This window comes from Shinella sp. SUS2 (assembly GCF_001262505.1).
Taxonomy (GTDB): Bacteria; Pseudomonadota; Alphaproteobacteria; order Rhizobiales; family Rhizobiaceae; genus Shinella.
In genome coordinates this window covers 241,940-262,961 of the sequence record NZ_KQ410727.1, presented here as the reverse complement: position 1 = coordinate 262,961, position 21,022 = coordinate 241,940, and the positions used below count along the sequence as shown (strand labels likewise).

Here is a 21,022-nt window from a genome sequence, read left to right as displayed (position 1 = left end):
CACAGGCACGTGCGACTTTGGGCAAGGCGGGAGATAAGAAGAATCGCTGTCGTAATCAAGAGGTTTTTTGCGGAACGCTATTGAAAATATTCTGACAGCCACGACATTCGCCGAACTGGTTTTCACAGAATGGTGATTACGCCCCGGCCACCGTTTCGGCCGCAGCCGCATGGGGACACATGGATACTCTGACCCGAATCCGGGCCTTCATAGACGTCGTGGACGCCGAGGGCTTTTCCGCCGCCTCCCGCAAGACCGGCCGGTCCAAGGCGCTGCTGTCGAAATATGTGCGCGAGCTGGAGGACGAATTGGGCACGCTGCTCCTCAACCGCACCACGCGCCAGTTCTCTATGACCGAGGCCGGCCACACCTACTACCGCACCGCCTCCGATATCCTGAAGGAGATCGACAATCTTGCCGATCTCGTGCGCGAGAAGAACACCGACCTGCGCGGCAAGCTGAAGGTTTCCGCGCCACGTACCTTCGTCGACGCCGACATCGGCCAGTCAATCATCGATTTCGGCAAGGAGCACCCGGAACTCTCGCTGGAAATCGTCTCGGACGACCGCTTCGTCGACCTCGTTGAAGAAGGTTTCGACGTGGCCGTCCGCATTACGCGCCTGGAAGACTCGGCCCTCATCGCGCGCAAACTCGGCGATTTCTACCTGAAGATCTGCGTCAGCGCGGAGTTCCTGGAGCGGGTCGGCCCGATCAACCACCCAAGCGACCTTGCCCGCCTGCCCTGCATCATCGACACCAACGGCAAGTCGCACAGCAACTGGCGCTTCATCGACGAGAAGGGCGCGGGCTTTTCCGTGCCTGTCGGCGGCCATATCGAGGTGAACAGCCCGACGGCAGCCGTGCGCGCGGCGGCGAGTGGCCTCGGCGTCGCACAGGTGCCGGCCTTCATCGCCCGCCATTGCCTCGACAGCGGCAAGATCGTTTCGATCCTGGAGGATTACCTACCGACAGACCGCGGCATCTACGCGATCTATCCGCACCGCCGCTACCTGCCCGCGAAGGTGCGCACCTTCGTCGACTTCCTGCACGGCTGGTTCCGCCGCAATCCCGGCATCGAAGCATAAGGTGCCGCGGCGAGGTCCCAATTCCGACCCATTTGCGTTACATTCAGCCGGTCGATTCTGAACGCTGCCGCGAGAGGATATACCCCATGCGATTCCTCCCCCTCCTCGTTGCCGGAGCAGCCTTCCTTGCCCCGGCTGCGGCCTTTGCCCATCCGCATATCTTCGCGGAAGCGCGGCTTGAAGTGGTGGCCGGCGAAGACGGCACGGTCAGCGAACTGCGCAATGTCTGGCGTTTCGACGAAATGTTCTCGGCCAGCGTCGTGATGGATTTCGACAAGAACAGCAATGCCGCGCTCGATCCGGACGAACTGGCGGAAGTCGGCCAGACTGTTCTCGAGTCGCTGGAAGAGTTCAGCTACTACACGACGATCACCGAGGATGGGAAATCCATCAAGATCGCCAAGCCCGACGCGATCAACGTCGATTACAAGGACGGGCAGCTCCTGATGTTCTTCACCGTCAAGCCAGGCGAAGCCATGCCCCTCAAGGGCAAGCTCACCTTCGGCGTCTATGACCCCACCATGTACGCTGCCATGGACTTCGCCTCGGACGACGACCTCATCGCCGTCGGCGACAAGTTCACTGCCTGCAAGCGGGCGGTCGTGCGGCCGGATGCGGACGAGGTACTCGCCCAGAACCAGGACAGCCTGACGGAAGCCTTCTTCAACGACCCCGCGGGCACCGACATGTCGAAACTCTTCGCCACCCGTCTGGAGCTGACATGCTGACCCGCGGCCGGGCTCTTGCCCTTCTCACGCTGACAGTCGCGATCGCGACCGCTGCCGGTCTTGCCCACGCACAGTCGCCGCTCGGCATCGGCTCGGCGGAGCCGGGTTTCAACACGACCGGCACCTTCGGCAGCCTGTTCGGCTGGATCAACGCCCAGCAGCAGGGCTTCTACCGCGCCATGACCGGCGCGTTGAAGGAGATGCGCGGAAATCCCTGGGCAGCGTCCACGCTGGTCGGCCTCTCCTTCGCCTATGGCGTCTTCCATGCCGCCGGCCCTGGCCACGGCAAGGCCGTCATCTCCTCCTACATGCTGGCAAACGAGGTGGAGCTGAAGCGCGGCGTTGCTCTCTCCTTCCTCTCCTCGATCCTGCAGGGCATCGTCGCGATCCTGCTCGTCGGCGCGGCTTATCTCTTCCTGCGCGGCACCACGGTCTCAATGACCGATGCCACCCGCGCACTCGAAATCGGCAGCTACGCCCTCATCGCCCTTTTCGGTGCCTGGCTGCTCTTCCGCAAGCTGCGACCGGCGGAACGACGGGCCTCGGCGCTTGGCGCGCAGGCGGTCGAGGTACACGATCACGACCATCGCGACCATGCGCATCATCACCACCATGCCGGGGAGACCTGCTCGACCTGCGGCCATGCCCATGCACCGGATCCCTCGCTCCTGAAGGGTGAGCGCTTTGCACTGCGCGAGGCCTGGTCGGCCATCGTCGCCGTCGGTCTCAGGCCCTGCTCGGGTGCGCTGATCGTGCTCAGCTTCTCGCTTCTGAACGGCCTCTATCTCGGCGGCCTGCTCGCCGTCTTCGCCATGTCGATCGGCACGGCGATCACCGTCTCCACCCTCGCCACGCTCGCCGTCACGGCCAAAGGCGCGGCCATTCGTTTCGCCGGCAACGGTTCGGCCGCCGCCCGCGTGGGTAGCGCCATCGAGATCGGTGGCGCAGCGCTGGTCATGGTCCTTGGATTGCTCCTGCTCGGCGCTGCACTGCAGGGCTGATAACAGCGCCCTCGATCATTTGCAGGAAAGTGCGAAGCGGTTTTCCGTCCGGAAAAGCGTTAAAACAAAGAGATCGAGTGTTTTCGCGATTCAGAGAAAAACGGAAACGCTCTAGTCGCCGCGGCTGCGCTGATAGCGCGCCCGGAGCCAGAAGAGCAGGAAAAAGCCGAGCACGAGCAGCGCGCCGAAGACGCCCGCCAGCCACGGCGAGACATCGCCAAGCGCGATCATCACCCGCGGCAGGAAATAGAACACCGCGCCCGTGCCGAGCAGAATGAAGAGCGCTGCCAGCGCCGGCGACTTGCCCTTGCGTTCCGGTGCTTCGGTCATGCTGCAATCTCCGCGCGGATGTCTTCCAGGCGACGTTTCTGCTGGCCGTCGGCACCGAAATTGTCAGGTGAGAGCCAGGCGTCGAAAGCCTTGGCAAGGAGTGGCCACTCCCCGTCGATGATCGAGAACCATGCGGTATCGCGGTTCTCGCCCTTGGACAGCATATGCTGGCGGAAGACGCCCTCGAAGGTGAAGCCGAGGCGGGCGGCGGTGCGCTTGCTGGCCTCGTTGCCGTTGTGGCATTTCCATTCGTAGCGGCGATAACCGAGACCCTCGAAAGCGTGCTTGGCAAGCAGGTATTGCGCCTCGGTCGAGAGCGGCGAGCGGGACATGCCGCCACCATGGGCGATGCCGCCAATCTCAACGACGCCGTTTGCCGGGTCGGGCCGCATGTAATGCGCCATCCCGACAACCTTGCCGGCCGCCTTGTCGATGATCACCTCGCGCACCCAGCCGGACGTGATGACCGCTTCCGACCAGGAATCAAAATCCTCGATGCTGGCGAAATCGGCCTGCGTGAAATAGCGCAGCAGCGGGTTGATCTGCATGCCACCGAAGGCCTCCCAGAGGGCCTTTAGGTGTTTTTCCCGCTGGTAGGGCTCAAGGCGCACGGTACGGCCTTCGAGGGTGACGGGCGCCGGCGGCGGGCAGCCTTTCCAATCCTTGAGGTCGCGCATGAAAATCCTCCTTCGGTCCTTGCCGAAGGGATAGAGCAGCGCGCGGGCGCGCGCAATGTTGAAAGCGGGGAGCGGCGTTCCGCCGCTCCCCCAAATCCTCAGACGGTGGCGGCGGAAACCGTCGCCTCGATGTGGTCGACCAGCGCATCGGCAAGGCCGAGGCGGCCGGCGAGCAGGTCGAGATAGCCGCGTTCGGCGCGCGACTTCGGCTCGATGGCGAGGCGCGAGGCTGTGTAGAGTTCGACGCGCTGCTCTTCGGTCGTCGCAGCAGCGATGATCGCGTCGAGATCGACCGGGTTGGCCAGCTCCTCTTCGAGGAACTGCGTGGCATCCGCACCGAGGCCGGAAACCTTCAGCTTGTCCATGATGCGGGCGCGCTCGGCCTCGTCGATATGGCCATCGGCACGCGAGGCGGCGATCATGGCGCGCACGAGGATGAGGGCGAAATCCGTGCTGACGGCTTCAGGATGGAAGCCGGAATCGGTCGGCGGCGGCAAGAGCTCTGGCGTTCCGCCCTGCGTCGTCTCGACCGGGTTCTGGCCGGCCTTGTAGTTCTTGTAGGCCTGGTAGCCGAGGCCGGCGATGGCGGCAAGGCTACCGATCTTCAGCGCGGAGCCGGCCACCTGGCGTCCGGTGCCCGTACCGAGAAGAACGCCGGCGATGGCGATCGAGGCAAGTGGATTGTCCTTGGCGAGCTGCGTCACCTGGCCCGCGCGGTCGCGCACGGATCCGCCGGCACCAGGCACCTGCGAACCGAGGAACTGGTCAAGCAACTTCTTGGCGTCAAACATGGGCGGTCTCCGTTTCACTTGTTCTCTTGCTTCGCAAGGGCCGACAGCAAGGCAAGATAGGAATGCACGCCCTGAATTACAAATGCATAACGGGCGACCAAGGGCCGCCCGTCTGCAAAACCGCTGAACCTGCCTCAGCCCTTCAGCGCCGCCGCTTCCGCGGCGAGCTTGGTGATGCCCGCCCAGTCACCCTTGGCAACGAGGTCCTTCGGTGCCACCCAGGAGCCGCCGACGCAGACGACATTCGGCAGCGAGAGGTAGTCGCGGGCATTCGCGAGCGAAATGCCACCCGTCGGGCAGAACAGCGTGCCGGCGAGCGGCGAGGACAGCGATTTCAGGTAAGCGGCTCCGCCCGCCTGCTCGGCCGGGAAGAACTTCAGAACCTGATAGCCCTCTTCGCGAAGACCCATGACCTCGCTGGCCGTGGCGGCACCCGGCAGCAGGGGGATGTCGCTGTCGGCGGCCGCGTCGATCAGCTCCTGCGTCGTGCCGGGGCTGACGATGAACTGCGAGCCGGCCTCGACCGCCGCCTCGAACTGCGCAGCATTGAGGATCGTGCCGGCACCGGCAACGGCACCTTCAACCTCGTTGGCGACCGCGCGGATCGCCTCCAGCGCGGCGGGCGTGCGCAGCGTGATTTCGATGGCCTTGAGGCCGCCCGCCACCAGCGCGCGCGCCAGCGGAACGGCAGTCGAGAGGTCCTCGATGACCAGCACCGGCACCACCGGCTGCAGCTTCAGGACGGAAAGGAGCTTGGCGTTCTTCTCGCTCATGGCACGACCTTTTAAAACGATTGAATTTTGACCCGAATAGCGCGTCTGCGACGTCGTGTCGAGCCTAAAGCATGAAGGCTTCTCTTGTCATGACAGACTTATCGTGTAGTGTTCCCCTCGCCCAAGCCCATCTCCAACTGCGAAAGCGAGCCTATGGCGAAAGAGATCGAGCGGAAGTTCCTGGTATCGGGGCAGCGGTGGCGTACCTTCGCAGACGAAGGCATCGCCATACGGCAGGCCTATATCGTCGCCCAGGACGACCGGTCTCTACGGGTCCGCATCTACGGCAACGGGCAGTCACGCATTACCCTCAAGGTCGGACACACCGCGCTCGTACGCGATGAATACGAGTTCGAAATCGACCGCGACGAGGCTGAGGACATGCTGCGCCATGCCATCGGCAACGTCATCCAGAAAGTCCGCTACAAGGTGCCGCACGAGGGCCACGTCTGGGAAGTCGATGTCTATGAGGGCGCCCATCGCGGGCTTGTCATCGCCGAGGTAGAGCTTGCCTCGATCCACGACGATCCAGAGCTGCCCAACTGGGTGGGCCGGGAAGTGACGGGCGAAAGCCAGTATTCCAACCAGTCCATGGCGCTCGGCATCAGCGACGGCGCGCGGCTGCATCAGCTCGCCTGAGCCGCTACGCCGCATTGCCTGAAAAGCGGCGAGGTTGTATGTGGCGGCCATGACCCACGAGATTTCTTCGCCCGTCCCGGCCAGCGGCTTTCTTGTCGCCGCGCTCTATCATTTCGTCGCGGTTCCGCGCTTTGCCGAACTGCGCGCCCCCCTGCAGGCGCTTTGCGAGGAATACGGCGTGCGCGGGACGCTGCTGCTCGCCCATGAGGGCATCAACGGCACGATCGCCGGCCCGGCCGATGGCCTCCGCCGTGTGCTCGCCTTCCTGCGCAACCAGCCGGAATTCGCCGCACTGGAACACAAGGAAAGCCACGCGGCCGAGATGCCCTTCCTGCGCATGAAGGTGCGGCTGAAGAAGGAGATCGTCACGATGGGCGTCGAGGACATCGACCCCACGCGTTCCGTCGGCACCTATGTGGCGCCCGAGGACTGGAATGCGCTGATCTCCGACCCGGAGACGATCGTCATCGACACGCGCAACGACTACGAGACCGCGATCGGTATGTTCAAGGGCGCCGTGGATCCGAACACCAAGACCTTCCGCGAGTTTCCGGACTGGGTGCGGGAGAATACCGGCCTGCACAACAAGCCGAAGATCGCCATGTACTGCACCGGCGGCATCCGCTGCGAGAAGGCGACCGCCTTCATGAAGGAACAGGGGTTCGACGAGGTCTACCATCTGAAAGGTGGCATCCTGAAATATCTCGAGGAAGTGCCCGCAGAAGAAAGTCTCTGGGAGGGTGCGTGTTTCGTCTTCGACGAGCGCGTCTCCGTATTGCATGGCCTGGAAGAGGGCGAGCACAGGCTCTGCCGCGCCTGCCGTCACCCGCTGACGGCAGAAGAGATCACTTCGCCGCTTTACGAGGCCGGCGTCTCCTGTCCGCACTGCCACGCAGCACGCAGCGAGGACGATCGCCTGCGCTTCCGTCAGCGCCAGTTGCAGATGGACCTTGCGAAGAAACGCGGCGAACGCCACCTCGGAAAATAATCAGCCGGCCGCAGCCTCGATATCGGCCGGCGGAGCGAGCAGATCGCTGATCGCCGCCTCGCTCATTGGCCTGCCGAAGAAATAGCCCTGCAGCTGGTCGCAGCCGCACAGGTGGAGGAAGGCGGCCTGTTCCGCCGTCTCCACCCCCTCGGCCGTCACCGGCATGTCGAAGGATGTGGCGAGTGCCACCGTCGCCTGCAGCATTGCGCCGCCCTTCGGCGACTGCTCGCCGGCGATCGTGAGCGAGCGGTCGATCTTCATGCGGTCGAAACCGAAGCGGATGAGATAGCCGATGCTGGAAAAGCCGGCGCCGAAATCATCGAGCGCGATACGCACGCCACCGGCCTTCAGCCGGTCCATGACGAGTTTCGCCCGGCCCGGGTTCTGGATGAAATAGCCCTCGGTGATTTCCAGCGTCACACGGGACGGCGCAATGCCCGCCTCCGCGATGATGCTCAGCGCCCGGTCCGGGAAATAGGGATTGCGGAACTGCGCCGGCGACACGTTGATCGAGACGCCCACCTCCGGCCAGTTGCGTGCCGCCTCGCAGGCCCGCTTCAGGACAAGCGGCCCGAGCGCATCGATGATGCCGGTCGATTCCGCCAAGGGGATGAAGACGTCCGGCGGCACGGGCTTCGTTCCGCCGCGCGACCAGCGGGCAAGCGCCTCGACGCCGCAGATGGTCCGGCTCCGCGCGGCGACGATCGGCTGGAACACGACGTCGATCTCACCGCGCGCAACGGCGGACCGCAAGGCCTCCTCCATCTCCCGCCGCTCGTCACGGTCGTCGTCCATCAGCGTTTCATAGTGCATGGCGCGGCCGCGGCCGGCATGCTTGGCGCGGTACATGGCGACATCCGCCCGCCGCAGAAGCTCCTCGCCGCCGACGCCGCCCCGGCGCGAGACAGCAAGGCCGATGCTGGCACCGACCACGGCAACGCGCTCGCCGATTGCGAGAGGTTCGGAGAAGAAATCCAGAATGGACCGGGTGAGACGCTCAGCCTCCGGCCCATCGGGCCCGTCGATGAAAACGATGGCGAATTCATCGCCGCCGATGCGGGCCAGCATGGCCTTGGCCGGAACGAGACGCGAGAGCCCGGCCGAAACACCGCGGATCAACCGGTCGCCGACCGCATGGCCATAGAAATCGTTGACATCCTTGAAACCGTCGAGGTCGAGATAGAGCATCACGACGTCGCCCTCCTCCTCCGTCGCACGGGCATTCAGCTCGTCAAGGCCGAGATAGAGGCCGGTGCGGTTCCGGAGCCCGCTCAGCCTGTCGGTGAGAGCCTGGGTCCGGGCCGTGTTCTCGTCCGCCTTGAGACGGATCGTAAAGGCCGCGCCGGTCAAAACGAGAAGCACGAAAAAGAAGACGACACCGGCCAGCGCCAGCAGCACCAGGGGACGCACTTGCGCATAGCTCTGGTCACCCGGCGCATCCGGTGTCCAGGAAAGAAAACCGATGGCCCTGCCGCCCGGATCGTTCAGCGGAACGGCGAGGCCTGCCGGCGGGGCGGCCTCGGTCAGCATCAGGCCCGAGATCAGGAAGTTGTCGGCGATGCGGGCAATGCGGGCCGGTGTCAGGTGCCGGATGATGAAGAGCGTGCGCAGGGCCTCCGAGGGTGTCTTGACCGCATCGGACATCGGCCGGATCGCGGAAATGGCGCCGACCGCCGGCCCGTCCGGCGTTTGCAGGAAGGCCCCCAACTCTTCGCCCGGATCGAGCCCGGCCTCAAGGATCTTGCGGTGCATGTCCGTGAAGGTCGGGCCGCCATAGGCGCGTGCATCGGCCTCGACAGGCGCACCATTGCGATAGGCAAGCATCGTCTTGCCCGCTTCATCGATCAGAAAGACCGTGTCGAAGAGCGGCCCGCCTTCCGTGGCAACCCCCATATTGGCAACCAGCCACGGCATATCGGGCGTGCCGTAGGTGGCCTGCACCGCGTCGTCCCAGACGGCATAGTCGCGCACGGTGGTGACCATGGAACTGCGCATGGAGGAGAGCGCGCCAAACACCGTCTGGCGCGTGCGCTCGGCATCGAGCTCGTTCGCCCGGTTCGCAAGGAAGCCGAGCGCCATCATGACGAGCACGGTCGCAAGGCTGACGACGACGGCAAAGGAGGCCAGAACGCCCAGTACGACTGCAAGCCGTCGGGCGCCGATCATGCCAGAAAGGTGGCGCGCTAGCCGCAGCATCGTCTTCTCCAACCAAGCGGAAATGATGCGGCAGAACCGTTATGAATCCTTTACGGCCGGCACGACAATACAAGGGAGTGCGGGCCGCTAGGCGGCCCGATGATTGCCCTTGGGAAAGGCCCCGGCAAGTTCGGCATACCACTTGCCGCTTTTCTTGACCGTGCGGACCTGCGTGCCATAGTCGACATGCACGATGCCGAAGCGCATCCGGTACCCTTCGGCCCATTCGAAATTGTCCATGAGGCTCCAGGCAAAATAGCCGCGCATCGGATAGCCTTCACGGATGAGATCTGCCGTAACGCCGAGATGTTCGGCGATGTAGTCGAGGCGCGGCTGGTCGTCGACCGCACCGTTTTCGACCTCCATATTGTAACAGGCGCCGTTTTCCGTGATGTAACAGGCGGGCAGCGCATAATCCGCATTGAGCTTGCGGATGAGATCCCCGAGCGCCGACGCAAACACCTCCCAGCCTATATCCGTCCTGATATCGGTAACCGGCGGTGCCGGCACGGTCGCAGGGAATTCCGCCCCTTCCGACACATCGTGCGCAACCCGCATCGGCGTATAATAATTGAGCCCCCACCAGTCGAGCGGCTGGCTGATCGTCTCCATGTCGCCCGGCTCGATCACCGGCATGCGATCGCCGAGCGCCGAGAGGAAGCTTTCGGGGTATTCACCCTTGAAGACCGGCCCGAAGAAGACGCCGTTGTGAAAATCGAAAGCGCGCGTGGCCGCCGCCAGGTCGGCTTCCCCGGCGCTACCGGCATAGATGGAATGCGCATTGAGAACGAGACCGGTGGCAAGCTGCGGGCGCTCCGCGCGGATCGCCGCAACACCGAGGCCATGCGCCAGGTTGGTAAAGTGCAGGGCGTGCAGCGCGGCGTCCATGTTGCGCTCACCCGGTGCGTGAATGCCGTAGAGATGGCTTAGCCAGACGGAACACCAGGGCTCATTGAAGGTCGCGACCGCATCCAGCCGGTCGCCCAGCCGGGCGATCACGGTCTTCGCATAACGCTGGTAGGCATAGGCCGTCTGCCGCGCCGTCCAGCCGCCATCGCCGGCCAGCATCAACGGCAGGTCCCAGTGATAAAGCGTCGCAAAGGCCTTGATGCCACGTGCCTTCAGGCCATCCACGAGGCGATCGTAGAAATCCAGCCCCTTCTCGTTCACCGGCCCCGTGCCTTCGGGGATGACGCGCGGCCAGGCGATGGAGAACCGGTAGGCCGACACGCCGAGCGACTGGATGAGATCGAGGTCCTCTTCCAACCGGTTGTAGTGATCGCAGGCCACATCGCCATTGTGCCGACCATAGACACGGCCCGGCATGTTGGCAAACGCATCCCAGATAGAGGGCTTGCGACCATCCAGCTTCGTAGCGCCCTCGATCTGGAAGGCCGCCGTCGCCACGCCGAACACGAAATCGCCGGGAAAGCGGTCGGCAAGGATCTTGGGATCGTTCATTGTCGTCTTTCGTGCGCGGCAAACGCTTGTCATTGAAACTGCAACGTTGCAGTAAGAGTCCTGGCCGCAAAAATCAATACCTTTCGCATTCAGCCGAATTTTGTAACTTGCAGCAAAGGGTCGCAAGACTCGTCAAACAGGGATTGCTTAAACAAAGGTTAGGAACTTGTCCCTTAAACTACCAATAGCTGGGACGGAGACACTGGCGTGGTACGACGAATTGCGAAGCATCTCGTGCGGAAGGGCATGTTCGTAGAATCGCTGGAATGCCCGAACGCCGAATTTTCAGGGCGTCGCTTCCTTGTCCAGTCCGACGAAACCGTACGGGCGATCCTGGCGACTTCCGCCGCCTATGCCCTGATCAATCCACAAAAAAGCACGGTGGACATAGACCTCGCCACCGGCCCCGCCCCTGCAACGCAAGCCGCCGAAGAGCGCAAGCGCACGCTGGAGACAGTGGCAGAATCGGCCCGATCCCTGCGCACCAGCTTCGACGCAGCGAGAACCGGCCAGCTGGAAATCGACGCGCTATCCCCGGTCGCCGACGAGATTTCCGACCGTATCGACGCCGACCCCGATGTCTTCCTGAAGGTCACGCGCCTGAAGACGAAGGACGAGGGCACCTACGTGCATTCGCTGGCTGTCAGTGCGCTGATGATGCGCCTTGCCCGCCTGCTCGGCCATGACGACAGCGCCGTGCGCGAGCTCGGCGTTGCAGGCTTGCTGCACGATGTCGGCAAGCTGATGATCCCGAATGCCGTTCTCAACAAGAGCGGCCGGCTGGACAGCGACGAAAAACGCCTGGTGCGCGGCCATCCCGAACTCGGATATCGCCTGCTGAAGGAGCAGGCCAACGTTTCCGATCTGGTGCTCGACATCTGCCGATACCATCACGAAACCCTGGATGGCAGCGGCTACCCGCTCGGTCTCAAGGCCGACAAGCTGAGCCAGGAAATCCGGATCGCCACCATCTGCGACGTCTTCGAGGCCCTGACGAGCACCCGTCCCTACAAGCGGCCGTGGACCACACGGGACGCCCTGAACTGGATGTTCGACCGAGGCCACCTGTTCGACAAGAAACTGGTGATCCGCCTCGGCAGCATTTTTGCCTGAAAGGTACCCGGCCGCCACCCCTGGAGGCGGCGACCGGCGATCAAAAAACCTCAGACCTTGACCCAGGCTCCGTTCTTCTTCGAAGACTGCACGCAGGCATCAACGAAAAGCATGCCCTTGAGGCCGTCATCCACCGTCGGATAGGTGACGGCGGGATCGACCGGCGCGCCCTTGCGCTTGGCGTGAATGGCCCGGGCCGCTTCGGAATAGATGTTGGCGAATCCTTCGAGATAACCTTCCGGATGGCCAGCCGGCACGCGGCTGACGCGGGCGGCCGCGGCGCCGGAACCGGCACCGCCCCGGGTGATCAGGCGTTTCGGCTCGCCGAAGGGCGTGTACCAGAGGTAGTTCGGATCGGCCTGCACCCATTCGAGACCACCCTTGGTGCCATAGACCCGCACCTTCAGGCCGTTCTCATGGCCCGGGGCCACCTGGCTGCACCAGAGCATACCCTTGGCGGCGACGCCGTTCTTTTCCTTGAAGCGCATCATCACATGGGCATTGTCGTCGAGACGGCGGCCCGGCACGAAACTGTCGAGATCGGCGGCAAGTTCGGCAAGCTCCAACCCGGAGACGAAGCACCCGAGATTGTAGGCATGCGTTCCGATATCCCCTGTCGAACCACCGGCACCAGATTTCGACGGATCGGTGCGCCAGGCCGCCTGTTTCTGGCCGCCGCTTTCGATGTCCTCGGTCAGCCAGTCCTGCGGATATTCCATCTGCACAAGCCGGATCGCGCCGAGATCACCATTGGCCACCATTTCCCGCGCCTGGCGAACCATCGGATAGCCGGTGTAGTTGTGCGTCAGCACGAAGAGTGCGTCGCTCTCCTCCGTCAGCTTCTTCAGCTTGCGAGCATCCGAGAGGGTGGAAGTCAGCGGCTTGTCGCAGATGACATGGATGCCCCGCTTCAGAAACTCCCTCGCCGCCTCGTAATGCACATGGTTCGGCGTGACAATCGCCACAGCCTCGATGCCGTTCTTCAGCTTCGCCTCGCGGATCGCCATTTCCTTGAAGCTGCCATAGCTGCGGGAGGGGTCGAGCCCCAGTTCGCGGGCCGACTGTTCCGCCTTTTCCGGCGAAGACGACAGCGCACCGGCGACAAGTTCGTATTGATCATCGAGACGCGCCGCGATGCGGTGCACCGCCCCGATAAACGCGCCCGAACCGCCGCCGACCATGCCGAGCCGGATGCGGCCCTCCCGCGCCTCGCTGGCGCTTCCTTCGATTGCCATGAATGTTCCTCCTAAAAGTTCAAGCGCGGAATGAGCCCTTCGCCGGTATCAAAGCCCCAGCATGCGCCGGTTGGCCGCCTGATCCGTCCCGGCATCGGCAAAGTCATCAAAAGCCTTCTCCGTCACACGAATGATGTGGGCCTTGACGAACTCCGCGCCTTCGCGCGCGCCGTCCTCCGGGTGCTTTAGCGCACATTCCCATTCCACCACCGCCCAGCCGGCGAAATCATTGGCCGCCATCTTGGAGAAGACGGCACCGAAATCGACCTGGCCGTCGCCAAGCGAACGGAAGCGGCCGGCGCGGTTCCCCCAGCTCTGGTAACCGCCGTAGACGCCTTGCCGGCCCGTCGGGTTGAACTCGGCATCCTTCACATGGAACATGCGGATGCGGTCCTTGTAGATGTCGATATTGTCGAGATAATCGAGGCACTGCAGCACATAGTGCGAGGGGTCGTAGAGCATGCAGGCACGGGCATGGTTGCCGGTGCGCTCCAGGAACATCTCGTAGGTGATGCCGTCATGCAGGTCCTCACCGGGATGGATTTCGTAGCAGACGTCGACGCCATTTTCCTCTGCATGGTCGAGAATCGGCTTCCAGCGCTTCGCCAGTTCGTCGAAGGCCGTCTCGACGAGGCCGGCCGGCCGTTGCGGCCAGGGATAGACGAAGGGCCACGCGAGCGCGCCGGAAAAGCTGGCCATGGCATCAAGGCCAAGGTGCCGCGAAGCCGTCAGCGCCATCTTCACCTGCTCAACCGCCCATTCCTGCCGCGCCTTCGGATTGCCGCGCACCTCCGGCACCGCGAACCCGTCGAAGGCCTCGTCATAGGCTGGATGCACGGCGACCAGCTGGCCCTGGAGGTGGGTGGAAAGCTCGGTGACCTCGACGCCGTTCTCACGCGCCCTGCCGGCGAAGTCGTCGCAATAGGCCTTGGATTCGGCGGCCTTCCTGAGATCGATCAGGCGAGCGTCCCAACTCGGGACCTGCACGCCCTTGTAACCGATATCGGCGGCCCATTTGGTGATGGAATCCCAGGAGTTGAACGGCGCGGCGTCACCGGCGAACTGGGCGAGAAACAGGGCCGGGCCCTTGATCGTCTTCATCTGTGGCATCCTCCCATGGACCGGGCCGTTTCCTGTGGCCGGCCAACGATACTTTTTTGCGGTACGTACCGCAGCGCGTGGAAAGCTATCGGCGTTTGGCGGGGTGGACAATGCCGAATCGCAAGGCTGGCGCCCTTCTCCTCCGCCATGGCCGGGCCTGACCCGAGGATGACGCGAGCGCAGCGCAACCGCCCGGGCCATCATGTCCCGGGCGGCATGTCTTTGTCAGATCAGAACGGGGAATCCGGGAAGTAGAAGTCCTTCGCGTTGTCCTTCGTCACCAGCGTCGCATCGATCGTGTAGACGCCGCGGACCGGAACCTGGCCGTAGAAGTTGGCGACGGTCATTTCGAGCGCGGTGCCAACCATTGCCGGCGGATAGAGCACATCGACCGGGATCATCTTGTCGCCGTCCATGACCTTCTTGATCATGTCCTTCGAACCGGCGCCCGCCACGACATACTGGATATCCGTGCGGCCGGCCTGCTCGATGGCCTGCAGGACGCCGACGGCCATGTCGTCGTCCTGGCACCACACGACGTCGATCTTCTGGTACTTGGTAAGGTAGTCCTGCATGACCTTGAAGGCATCATCGCGGTTCCAGTTGCCGTACTGGCGATCGAGAACCTTCACGCCGGAGCCTTCGATACTCTTGTCGAAGCCGTCCTGACGCTCCTGGTCGATCGGGATCGGCATACCGCGGATGACGACGACTTCGGCCTCCGGCGTGGTGGCCTTGATGTATTCGCCGGCCGTCTGGCCGAGCGCGAAGTTGTTGCCGGCGACATAGAGGTCGCGCACGGAATTGTCGTTCGTGCTCGGCGCACGATCGACCAGCGCGACGAAGGTGCCGCTGCCCTTGATTTCCTTGATGGCATTGACCAGCGGATCCGGATCTGTCGGCAGGATGACGAGCGCATCGATGCCCTGCGTTGCGAGATCCTGCACGGCATTTGCCTGGCTTGCCGGATCGGGCGACGTCTTGACCACGACGTTGAGGCCCGGATGGCTCGCCATCAGGAGCTTGGCGACGCGCTCGGCATGGAAGATCACGCCTGCCGTCCAGCCGTGGCTGGCCGCCGGGATCGAGACGCCGATCGTCACCTTCTTCTCTTCCTGTGCATGAGCGAAGCCGGTGAAGACGGCGAGCGCCGCAACCGTCAGGCCCAGTAGTTTCTTGCGCATGAGTTTCCTCCCAAAATCAGGTCTTCCTCAGAGGCCGGGCGACCTGTAGACCCGGCTACTTCCCCGCAATTCCATGACTGGAACTGCCTGGTCTCACGATTTGCGCACCAGCGAACGCTGGACGAGCATCGCAATGATGATGATCGCGCCCTGGATGGCTCCGATCAGATATTCGCTGATGAAGTTGGAGAGCAGCATGATGTTGCCGACCAATTCGAGGATGAAGGCGCCGCAGATCGTGCCCCAGACGCGGCCTGCTCCCCCCTTCAGCGCCGTGCCGCCGACAACGACAGCGGTGATCGCCTGCAATTCCCAGAGGATGCCCGTCGTCGCCGAGGTGGAGCCGAGACGCGGCACGTAGAGCAGCACGGCGATGGCGACGCACAGGCCCTGGATGACGAAGGCAATGGTACGCACGCGGTCAACCGGAATGCCCGAATAGCGCGCGACATCCCTGTTCGAGCCGACGGCGACGACATGCCGGCCATAGCGCATGCGATAGAGGACGAAGGCGGCAATGGCGGTGACGACGAAGATGACGGCGATCGGCACCGGCACGCCCAAGATCGAACCGAAATAGGCCGGGCGATAAAGCGCCTGCAATTCGGGCTCGCGCAGCGTGATCGCACCGCCCTGCGACAGCCAGGTCGTCAGGCCGCGATAGATGCCCATCGTGCCGAGCGTCGCGATGAACGGCTCGATCTTGCCGACGGTGGTGATGAGGCCGTTCAAAAGGCCACAGCCCGCGCCGATGACGACCGTGAGGACCATGGCGGCAGTCAGCATCAGCGAGGGATCGGCGATCGCACCGGAATTCATGAAGAGGATCATGAGACTGGCGACGAAGGCGACCATGGCGCCGACCGAGAGATCGAGGTCGCCGGACGAAATGACGAAGGTGGCGCCGACCGCAATGATCGCGATGAAGGCGCTACGCGTCGCCACGTTTGCCAGGTTGGTGAAGCCAATGAAGTTGGGGTTCACCAACGCGCCGACGACGAGCAGCAGGGCCAGTGCCGCGAAGGGCGCGACGGCTCTCAGATCGACATCCCGCCAGCTGCGGCCCTTGCCCTTCGTTTCGACCGCGTCTTCGCTTGCCGTCATGTTCGTCCCCAAACCTGATTCTGTGTGATGCCGCCGGCGCAAGGCTCAGGCAGCGGTCTTCTTCTTCAACCCTGCCGAATAGCGCATGATCTCCTGTTCCGAGATCTCCTCGCCTTCGAGAATGCCGACGATCCGTCCTTCCCGCATCACGGCGACGCGAGTGCACAGGCCGATGATCTCCGGCATCTCGGAGGAGACGACGATGATCGACTTGCCGTCGCGGGCGAGCGCGGAGATGAAATGGTAGATCTGCTGCTTGGTGCCGACATCGATGCCACGCGTCGGCTCGTCGATGATGATGACGTCGGGTTCGGTCTCCATGACCTTGGCAAGCAGCAGCTTCTGCTGGTTGCCGCCCGACATGCGGCCGGCAACGACGCGCCCGTCACGCACACGGATATCGAACCGGCGGCGCGCCCGTTCCAGCGCCTCGGCTTCGCTCTTCGGGCTGAGATAGCCGTACTTGCCATGCTTCCCCAGCGATTGCAGCGTGAGGTTCGCCGTCATGCGGGAGTTCAGGAGAAGCCCCTTTTGCTTGCGGTCCTTCGTCATATAGGCGATGCCGACGCGATTGGCGGCATGCACATCGCCGCCGGGCACGTTCTCGCCCCGCACCAAAACCTCGCCGGCAAGGCGCGGGCGAAGTCCGGCCACCGCTTCCATCAGCTCCGAACGGCCGGAGCCGATCAAGCCGGAAAAGCCGAGGATTTCCCCTTTGCGGACCTCGAAGCTCGCATCCTTGACGTAGTGGGTCGAAAGTCCCGCCACCGAAAGCGTCACCTCTTCATCGACGCTCGGCTCCTGCTTGGAGGGATAGAGACTTGAAAGCTCACGGCCGACCATCAGCTGCGCGATGGACTCGCCATCGAGAATGCTGGTCGGCGCGGTCTTCACCCATTGGCCGTCGCGCAGCACCGTGACCCGGTCCGTGAGTTCCATCACCTCGTCCAGCTTGTGCGAGACGAAGACGAAGGAGGTTCCCTTTTCCCGCAGCTTGCGCACCTGGCGGAAGAGATAGTTCGTCTCCTCGCGCGACAGGACGGCGGTCGGCTCGTCCATGAAGATGATGCGCGCGTCGCGACTGATGGCCTTGGCGATCTCCACCATCTGCTTGTCGGCGATCGAGAGCGAGCTGATCAGCGCGGTTTCATCGACATGGGACCCGAGCTGGTCGAGCACGCGGCGCGTTTCGGCGCGCATGAATTTCCGGTCCAGCACGCCATAGCGCGTCACCTCCCGGCCGAGGAACAGGCTTTCGGTGACGGTCAGATGTTCGGCGAGGTTGAATTCCTGGTGGATGATGACGATGCCGAGCTGTTCGGCCTGGCCGTTCGGCGGCAGCTTGACCGGCTGGCCATCGAGCAGGATCTCGCCCGAGGTCGGCTGCTCGAAGCCGGAGAGGATCTTGACGAGCGTCGACTTTCCGGCACCGTTCTCGCCCATCAGCGCATGAATCTCGCCGGCGCGCAGCTCGAAATTGACGCTGAAAAGCACCTGCACGCCATTGAAAGACTTGGCGATGCGGCGCGCAGCGAGAACGACGGGAGCCCCGTCGGCAGCGTCCGGATTCATGATTTCCTCCCTGCGGCTCCTCGACCGCTTGAGATGTGATGTAAACCTTTACACTCCCAATGTAAAGGTTTACATCATTGGATATCAGGAATTTTCGCCAAGCGCCGTTTGACCCTCAGTCCAGTCTGTGTAGTGTCCCCGCACTTCGTTTGTTAATGCAGTTCCGGATGCATCGCTTCGCACCCCTATCGGAATTGCCCGTGCCGAGTGAGAGCCAGTTTGTCGACGTCCAGCCCTGCCACGATCGAGGATGTCGCGCGCATCGCGCAGGTCTCGATCGCGACCGTATCGCGGGCAATCCACACGCCGGAAAAGGTGGCGAATTCGACCCGGCTGAAGGTCAACCAGGCGATCGCCATCACCGGCTATACGACCAATGCGATGGCACGGAGCCTGCGCCTCGGCCGGTCGAACATGATCCTCGTCGTGGCGCCCGATATCGGCGACCCAAACTTCTCCAACATCCTCGTGGGCCTGGAAAACGAGGCGCGCGCGCACGGCTACGGCATCCTGATCGGCCATACGCAGAACGATCCGCAACGCGGCCTGGAATATCTGAAATTCCTGAACTCCAACCAGGCGGCGGGGCTGATCCTCTTCACCGGCATCCTGCCCTTCGGCCACCAGTCCATGACGGCCCGCCTGCCGCCCAGCGTCGGGGTCTTCGAACCGGTCTACAATGGCGGCATCCCCTATGTCGGCGTCGACGACATCGAGGGTGCGCGCAAGGCGGTCGATCTCCTCATCGCCGAAGGGCATCGCAAGATCGCCTTCATCGGCGATTCGCGCACCCGCCTCGCCTATAGTCGCCGGCGCCAGGGCTACGATGCCGGGCTCGACGCCGCCGGCGTGCCGGTGGGTGAGCGTATCATCCTGGAGGGCGACGGCACGATCGAGAGCGGGCGCCTCGCGCTCGAACAGCTCTTCATGCGCGATACGCTACCGAGCGCCTTCATGTGCGTGAACGACCAGACGGCGATCGGCGTAATGATCGGCCTCGGTGCCCGCGGCTACGACATTCCGAACGATTTTTCCGTCACCGGCTTCGACGACGTGCCGCAGGCAAGCTTCATGACCCCTGCCCTCACCACGATCCGCCAGCCGCGCACCGCCATCGGCAAGAGCGCCATGGCGCTGCTGTTCGAGCTTCTCTCCAACAGCGAGCCGGCCGAAACGGAAATCCTGCTCCGGCCGGATCTGATCGTGCGCAATTCGGTCTCCGCACCATCGCGGCGGCTTCAAAAACGATAGACGGCAGCACGCGACCCGGACGTGGCGCGCCTCCCCTTACCCGTAGCGGCGCTGCGCCGGTCGTGCCGGCCTCTGGCTGCGTTCGGCCGAAACCGTGAAGCGGTCGACCAGGCCCTTCAGCGTCGTGCTGATCTGCATCAGGTTGTGCGTCGCGGCATTGGTCTCCTCGACCATCGCGGCATTCTGCTGGGTCATCTGGTCCATGCTGCCGACCGCCGTGTTGATCTCGGAAATCCCCGCCGACTGCTCGCGAGCGGAGCTGGCGATGGCGTCGATATGCGTGTTGATGTGAACGACCTGCTCGCCGATGTGATGCAGCGCCTCGCCTGTCTTGTTGACCAGCGATACGCCGAGCTGCACATCCTCGAAGGATTTGTCGATCAGCACCTTGATCTCCCTGGCAGCATCCGCGGATTTCTGCGCAAGCTCGCGCACCTCCTGCGCGACGACGGCAAAACCCTTGCCCGCTTCGCCCGCCCGTGCCGCCTCGACACCGGCATTGAGCGCCAGAAGGTTGGTCTGGAATGAAATCTGGTCGATGACGCTGATGATCTGCGTGATCTTTCCGGAGGACTCCTGGATGGCGCTCATCGCGGAAACCGCCTGTTCGACAATCTTGCCGGAGCGTTGCGCCTCGTCCGTGGCACTGCCGACGACACGGCGGGCCTCTTCCGCGCGCTGCGCCGATTCGCGGGAAATGGTGGTGATTTCCTCCACGGCGGCGGCAGTCTCTTCGAGAGAAGCAGCCTGCTGCTCGGTGCGCTTGGCCATGTCATCCGTGGCATTCACCAGCTCGCCGGAATTGCCGGCAGCATCGTCCGCGGCCGTGACGATGGCGCCGAGCGTATCGTCCAGCTTCTCGATCGCCGCATTGAAATTGGAGCGCAGGCGCTCGAATTGCGGCGCGAGCGGCTTGCCGATGGACGCCGTGAGATCGCCGCCAGCAAGACGCGTCAACGAGGTATCCAGCGCCGCCAGCGCCTCCTCCTGCTCGGCATTCAGGACCTTCCGTTCGGCCTCCGCCTTCTCGCGCTCCTCCTGCAGCGCTTCCAGATAAACGGAGATCGCGTAGTCCATGTCGACAAGCGCGGCCTTGACGATGGCTGAAATCTCCTCGCCAAGCGCGGCCGCCTTCTTGCGATAGATGAACCCTTCAAGGTGCTTTGCAATGACGCTTTCGACAATCGCCTCGAGGATCAGCGCGTAGCCACCGATGTACCAGCGCGGCTCCAGGCCGAGGCGGGCATGCGTCTTGCCAATGGTGGTGACGGCGTCGACATATTGCGTGTCGAAGCGCGCCGAACCGATCAGTTCCCAATGCCTGACCTGCCGGCCCTTGGCACTCTGGATATGGGCTTCGCTGGAGAAGAACCGCGCTGTTTCGGGTGTCGCCCGCGCCTTGCGGTAGAAGATGTCCAGCGCACCATCGAGCGACGCAGAGATCGTCGGCAGGGCGCGCTTCAAGGCATCGCGCTGACCGCCGTCGAGTTCGACGAAGGAGAGGCGCTCATTCAATTGCTGGGTCTTGGCATCCTGCGCTGACATCCGAAACATCCTCGTGCGGTTGGAGTGTTGACTGATGCTCAGCCCCCGAATCAGGCGCCTAGCTTCCGGTCACCCACGATTCTCCGCGAAGGATGGTAAATAAACAACTATAAATAGAAGACCATTACTTGCCGGGAGTTGACAAAAGAAAAGCCCATGACGGTAAAAACGGAATTTCGGGCTGAATGTTATGAACCATATCTATTATATCCGGACATTTTGAATAAAAACTCACGTTACGTGAAATA

At 63.2% G+C, this 21,022-nt stretch carries 19 protein-coding genes; 7 read left to right on the top strand and 12 right to left on the bottom strand.

Features of this window, described 5'->3' with window-relative positions:
• Window positions 1-179: 179 nt before the first annotated feature.
• The 3 genes from AKG11_RS09865 to AKG11_RS09855 all read left to right on the top strand — a co-directional run bounded on the left by AKG11_RS09865 (window position 180) and on the right by AKG11_RS09855 (window position 2,814).
• The gene (locus AKG11_RS09865; protein ID WP_024270902.1) at window positions 180-1,085 is read left to right on the top strand and encodes a LysR family transcriptional regulator; all 906 of its coding nucleotides are present in this window, start codon (window positions 180-182) and stop codon (window positions 1,083-1,085) included.
• 86 nt (window positions 1,086-1,171) lie between these two features.
• Window positions 1,172-1,813 (top strand): DUF1007 family protein, encoded by a 642-nt coding sequence (locus tag AKG11_RS09860; RefSeq protein WP_023512024.1) that lies wholly within the window; start codon window positions 1,172-1,174, stop codon window positions 1,811-1,813.
• A complete protein-coding gene (locus AKG11_RS09855; protein WP_050743755.1) occupies window positions 1,807-2,814 on the top strand; it encodes a nickel/cobalt transporter in 1,008 nt (335 codons plus the stop codon). The genes AKG11_RS09860 and AKG11_RS09855 overlap by 7 nt, the downstream gene beginning before the upstream one ends.
• Before the next feature lie 111 nt (window positions 2,815-2,925).
• Here AKG11_RS09855 and AKG11_RS09850 read toward each other — a convergent pair whose 3' ends face one another.
• From AKG11_RS09850 to AKG11_RS09835, 4 genes are all read right to left on the bottom strand, one after another.
• Entirely contained in the window at window positions 2,926-3,144 is a 219-nt protein-coding gene (locus tag AKG11_RS09850; protein ID WP_050743754.1) for a hypothetical protein, read from the bottom strand.
• A complete protein-coding gene (locus tag AKG11_RS09845; protein ID WP_050743753.1) occupies window positions 3,141-3,821 on the bottom strand; it encodes a GNAT family N-acetyltransferase in 681 nt (226 codons plus the stop codon). Before AKG11_RS09845 ends, AKG11_RS09850 begins: the two co-directional genes overlap by 4 nt.
• 98 nt (window positions 3,822-3,919) lie before the next feature.
• A complete protein-coding gene (locus AKG11_RS09840; RefSeq protein ID WP_023512020.1) occupies window positions 3,920-4,612 on the bottom strand; it encodes a tellurite resistance TerB family protein in 693 nt (230 codons plus the stop codon).
• Between the two features lie 134 nt (window positions 4,613-4,746).
• Window positions 4,747-5,385: a 2-dehydro-3-deoxy-phosphogluconate aldolase gene (locus AKG11_RS09835; protein ID WP_023512019.1), complete on the bottom strand. Its 639-nt coding sequence runs from the start codon at window positions 5,383-5,385 to the stop codon at window positions 4,747-4,749.
• Between the two features lie 153 nt (window positions 5,386-5,538).
• On the opposite strand from AKG11_RS09835, the gene AKG11_RS09830 reads away from it, so the two are divergent.
• Window positions 5,539-6,024: a CYTH domain-containing protein gene (locus AKG11_RS09830; protein WP_023512018.1), complete on the top strand. Its 486-nt coding sequence runs from the start codon at window positions 5,539-5,541 to the stop codon at window positions 6,022-6,024.
• Window positions 6,025-6,073: 49 nt separating this feature from the next.
• Entirely contained in the window at window positions 6,074-7,012 is a 939-nt protein-coding gene (locus AKG11_RS09825) for an oxygen-dependent tRNA uridine(34) hydroxylase TrhO (protein ID WP_050743821.1), read from the top strand.
• Here the strand turns inward: AKG11_RS09825 and AKG11_RS09820 are convergent, their stop codons facing one another.
• Together AKG11_RS09820 and AKG11_RS09815 are read right to left on the bottom strand one after the other, a co-directional pair.
• Entirely contained in the window at window positions 7,013-9,208 is a 2,196-nt protein-coding gene (locus AKG11_RS09820; RefSeq protein ID WP_050743752.1) for a putative bifunctional diguanylate cyclase/phosphodiesterase, read from the bottom strand.
• 87 nt (window positions 9,209-9,295) lie between these two features.
• Window positions 9,296-10,669, bottom strand: a complete 1,374-nt coding sequence (locus tag AKG11_RS09815; protein WP_050743751.1) for a GH1 family beta-glucosidase — start codon at window positions 10,667-10,669, stop codon at window positions 9,296-9,298.
• A gap of 207 nt (window positions 10,670-10,876) precedes the next feature.
• On the opposite strand from AKG11_RS09815, the gene AKG11_RS09810 reads away from it, so the two are divergent.
• The gene (locus AKG11_RS09810) at window positions 10,877-11,782 is read left to right on the top strand and encodes an HD-GYP domain-containing protein (RefSeq protein ID WP_256364420.1); all 906 of its coding nucleotides are present in this window, start codon (window positions 10,877-10,879) and stop codon (window positions 11,780-11,782) included.
• A 50-nt stretch (window positions 11,783-11,832) separates the two neighbouring features.
• Here AKG11_RS09810 and AKG11_RS09805 read toward each other — a convergent pair whose 3' ends face one another.
• The 5 genes from AKG11_RS09805 to AKG11_RS09785 all read right to left on the bottom strand — a co-directional run bounded on the left by AKG11_RS09805 (window position 11,833) and on the right by AKG11_RS09785 (window position 17,978).
• Window positions 11,833-13,017 (bottom strand): Gfo/Idh/MocA family protein, encoded by a 1,185-nt coding sequence (locus AKG11_RS09805; RefSeq protein ID WP_050743749.1) that lies wholly within the window; start codon window positions 13,015-13,017, stop codon window positions 11,833-11,835.
• Between the two features lie 48 nt (window positions 13,018-13,065).
• The gene (locus tag AKG11_RS09800; protein WP_050743748.1) at window positions 13,066-14,118 is read right to left on the bottom strand and encodes a sugar phosphate isomerase/epimerase family protein; all 1,053 of its coding nucleotides are present in this window, start codon (window positions 14,116-14,118) and stop codon (window positions 13,066-13,068) included.
• A gap of 230 nt (window positions 14,119-14,348) precedes the next feature.
• Window positions 14,349-15,302, bottom strand: coding sequence for a substrate-binding domain-containing protein (locus tag AKG11_RS09795; protein ID WP_050743747.1), 954 nt, complete (start codon window positions 15,300-15,302; stop codon window positions 14,349-14,351).
• A 93-nt stretch (window positions 15,303-15,395) separates the two neighbouring features.
• Window positions 15,396-16,406 carry an ABC transporter permease gene (locus tag AKG11_RS09790; protein WP_023517133.1) on the bottom strand — a complete coding sequence of 337 codons (1,011 nt, stop codon included), beginning with the start codon at window positions 16,404-16,406 and terminating at the stop codon, window positions 15,396-15,398.
• Window positions 16,407-16,451: 45 nt separating this feature from the next.
• Window positions 16,452-17,978, bottom strand: a complete 1,527-nt coding sequence (locus tag AKG11_RS09785; RefSeq protein ID WP_023517132.1) for a sugar ABC transporter ATP-binding protein — start codon at window positions 17,976-17,978, stop codon at window positions 16,452-16,454.
• A 219-nt stretch (window positions 17,979-18,197) separates the two neighbouring features.
• Here AKG11_RS09785 and AKG11_RS09780 point away from each other — a divergent pair, with 219 nt between their 5' ends.
• Window positions 18,198-19,229, top strand: coding sequence for a LacI family DNA-binding transcriptional regulator (locus AKG11_RS09780; RefSeq protein WP_023517131.1), 1,032 nt, complete (start codon window positions 18,198-18,200; stop codon window positions 19,227-19,229).
• A 36-nt stretch (window positions 19,230-19,265) separates the two neighbouring features.
• Here AKG11_RS09780 and AKG11_RS09775 read toward each other — a convergent pair whose 3' ends face one another.
• On the bottom strand, window positions 19,266-20,774 hold the full coding sequence (locus tag AKG11_RS09775; RefSeq protein ID WP_050743746.1) for a globin-coupled sensor protein: 1,509 nt from the start codon (window positions 20,772-20,774) through the stop codon (window positions 19,266-19,268).
• Window positions 20,775-21,022 lie beyond the last annotated feature (248 nt).

Coding starts and splice junctions, on each gene's coding strand:
- AKG11_RS09865 (WP_024270902.1), top strand. CDS start 180: ATGGATACTCTGACCCGAATCCGGGCCTTCATAGACGTCGTGGACGCC.
- AKG11_RS09860 (WP_023512024.1), top strand. CDS start 1,172: ATGCGATTCCTCCCCCTCCTCGTTGCCGGAGCAGCCTTCCTTGCCCCG.
- AKG11_RS09855 (WP_050743755.1), top strand. CDS start 1,807: ATGCTGACCCGCGGCCGGGCTCTTGCCCTTCTCACGCTGACAGTCGCG.
- AKG11_RS09850 (WP_050743754.1), bottom strand. CDS start 3,144: ATGACCGAAGCACCGGAACGCAAGGGCAAGTCGCCGGCGCTGGCAGCG.
- AKG11_RS09845 (WP_050743753.1), bottom strand. CDS start 3,821: ATGCGCGACCTCAAGGATTGGAAAGGCTGCCCGCCGCCGGCGCCCGTC.
- AKG11_RS09840 (WP_023512020.1), bottom strand. CDS start 4,612: ATGTTTGACGCCAAGAAGTTGCTTGACCAGTTCCTCGGTTCGCAGGTG.
- AKG11_RS09835 (WP_023512019.1), bottom strand. CDS start 5,385: ATGAGCGAGAAGAACGCCAAGCTCCTTTCCGTCCTGAAGCTGCAGCCG.
- AKG11_RS09830 (WP_023512018.1), top strand. CDS start 5,539: ATGGCGAAAGAGATCGAGCGGAAGTTCCTGGTATCGGGGCAGCGGTGG.
- AKG11_RS09825 (WP_050743821.1), top strand. CDS start 6,074: ATGACCCACGAGATTTCTTCGCCCGTCCCGGCCAGCGGCTTTCTTGTC.
- AKG11_RS09820 (WP_050743752.1), bottom strand. CDS start 9,208: ATGCTGCGGCTAGCGCGCCACCTTTCTGGCATGATCGGCGCCCGACGG.
- AKG11_RS09815 (WP_050743751.1), bottom strand. CDS start 10,669: ATGAACGATCCCAAGATCCTTGCCGACCGCTTTCCCGGCGATTTCGTG.
- AKG11_RS09805 (WP_050743749.1), bottom strand. CDS start 13,017: ATGGCAATCGAAGGAAGCGCCAGCGAGGCGCGGGAGGGCCGCATCCGG.
- AKG11_RS09800 (WP_050743748.1), bottom strand. CDS start 14,118: ATGAAGACGATCAAGGGCCCGGCCCTGTTTCTCGCCCAGTTCGCCGGT.
- AKG11_RS09795 (WP_050743747.1), bottom strand. CDS start 15,302: ATGCGCAAGAAACTACTGGGCCTGACGGTTGCGGCGCTCGCCGTCTTC.
- AKG11_RS09790 (WP_023517133.1), bottom strand. CDS start 16,406: ATGACGGCAAGCGAAGACGCGGTCGAAACGAAGGGCAAGGGCCGCAGC.
- AKG11_RS09785 (WP_023517132.1), bottom strand. CDS start 17,978: ATGAATCCGGACGCTGCCGACGGGGCTCCCGTCGTTCTCGCTGCGCGC.
- AKG11_RS09775 (WP_050743746.1), bottom strand. CDS start 20,774: ATGTCAGCGCAGGATGCCAAGACCCAGCAATTGAATGAGCGCCTCTCC.